Raw genomic sequence first — 1,286 nt, 5'->3', positions numbered from 1 at the left:
ACGCCTCTCTTTTCGTCGGCACAGTCGGAGGTTGATAAGGGACAGACGGTTGATTTCGAGTTGGGTCCACTTATCGCGGAGTTTGGCCGGGCTCAGCACGTTACCGGACCAGAAGTTGTCCTGGCATGCCCAGCGGAACAGCACACACATGTCGCGGTGGTTACGTCCGTCACGTTCACGCATCAGGCGGATATCGTTAGCCCACCCAGCAAAATTCGGTTTTCTGGCTGATGGTGCGATAGTCTTCACCATGTCAAACATCCACTCTGCGGCGGTCAGGTCTTCTGCTGTCCCCCACTTGCTGCCGCTCTGAATTGCAGCATCCGGTTTCACCACAGAAAGGTCGTTTTCTGGCTGGTCAGAGGATTCGCCAGAATTCTCTGACGAATAATCTTTTCTTTTTTCTTTTGTAATAGTGTCTTTTGTGTCCCCCTGTTTTGAGGGATAGCAATCCCCCAATTTGAGGGATGTTTTATCCCTCGTTTTAGGGGATTTTCCCTCGTTTTGAGGGATGCACCATTCTGAGATGTTTTTATTTGGTCCAAACATGCCGCCTTGCTGCTTGATAATATTCATTCTGACGAGTTCTAACTTGGCTTCATTGCACCGTTTGACAGGTAACTTTGTAATCTCGCTAAGTTGAGAATCGGTGATTCTGTCCATTGGTTTATTCCACCCATAGGTTTTACGCAGAATGGCAAGCAGCACTTTAAACTGTCGCTTGGTCAGATCTGCGCCCGAATAAGCCTCAAGCAGCATATTTGATAGTCTGGCGTAACCATCATCGAGATCTGCCACATTACGCTCCTGTCCGGCAAAGTTACCTCTGCCGAAGTTGAGTATTTTTGCTGTATTTGTCATAATGACTCCTGTTGATAGATCCAGTAATGACCTCAGAACTCCATCTGGATTTGTTCAGAACGCTCGGTTGCCGCCGGGCGTTTTTTATTGGTGAGAATCGCAGCAACTTGTCGCGCCAATCGAGCCATGTCGTCGTCAACGACCCCCCATTCAAGAACAGCAAGCAGCATTGAGAACTTTGGAATCCAGTCCCTCTTCCACCTGCTGATCTGCGACTTATCAACGCCCACAGCTTCCGCTGTCTTCTCAGTTCCAAGCATTGCGATTTTGTTAAGCAACGCACTCTCGATTCGTAGAGCCTCGTTGCGTTTGTTTGCACGAACCATATGTAAGTATTTCCTTAGATAACAATTGATTGAATGTATGCAAATAAATGCATACACCATAGGTGTGGTTTAATTTGATGCCCTTTTTCAGGGCTGGAA

General features: G+C 47.6%; 2 protein-coding genes. Both read right to left on the bottom strand.

Annotated elements, in window-relative coordinates; translation table 11 throughout:
* Positions 1 to 861, bottom strand: an 861-nt coding sequence (locus CSC70_RS13675; RefSeq protein ID WP_162457187.1) for a replication protein, incomplete at its 3' end; no start/stop codon positions are given.
* A 32-nt stretch (positions 862 to 893) separates the two neighbouring features.
* Entirely contained in the window at positions 894 to 1,187 is a 294-nt protein-coding gene (locus tag CSC70_RS13670; RefSeq protein ID WP_000251069.1) for a CII family transcriptional regulator, read from the bottom strand.
* Positions 1,188 to 1,286: the final 99 nt, after the last annotated feature.

The organism is Pseudoxanthomonas kalamensis DSM 18571, from assembly GCF_010211745.1.
In the GTDB taxonomy this organism is placed as follows: Bacteria; Pseudomonadota; Gammaproteobacteria; order Xanthomonadales; family Xanthomonadaceae; genus Pseudoxanthomonas_A; species Pseudoxanthomonas_A kalamensis.
Note: the sequence above shows the minus strand (reverse complement) of the source record. Positions and strands in the feature narration are given on the sequence as shown.

Excerpts from the sequence above, each read along its gene's own strand:
- CSC70_RS13670 (WP_000251069.1), bottom strand. The coding sequence starts at position 1,187 with ATGGTTCGTGCAAACAAACGCAACGAGGCTCTACGAATCGAGAGTGCG.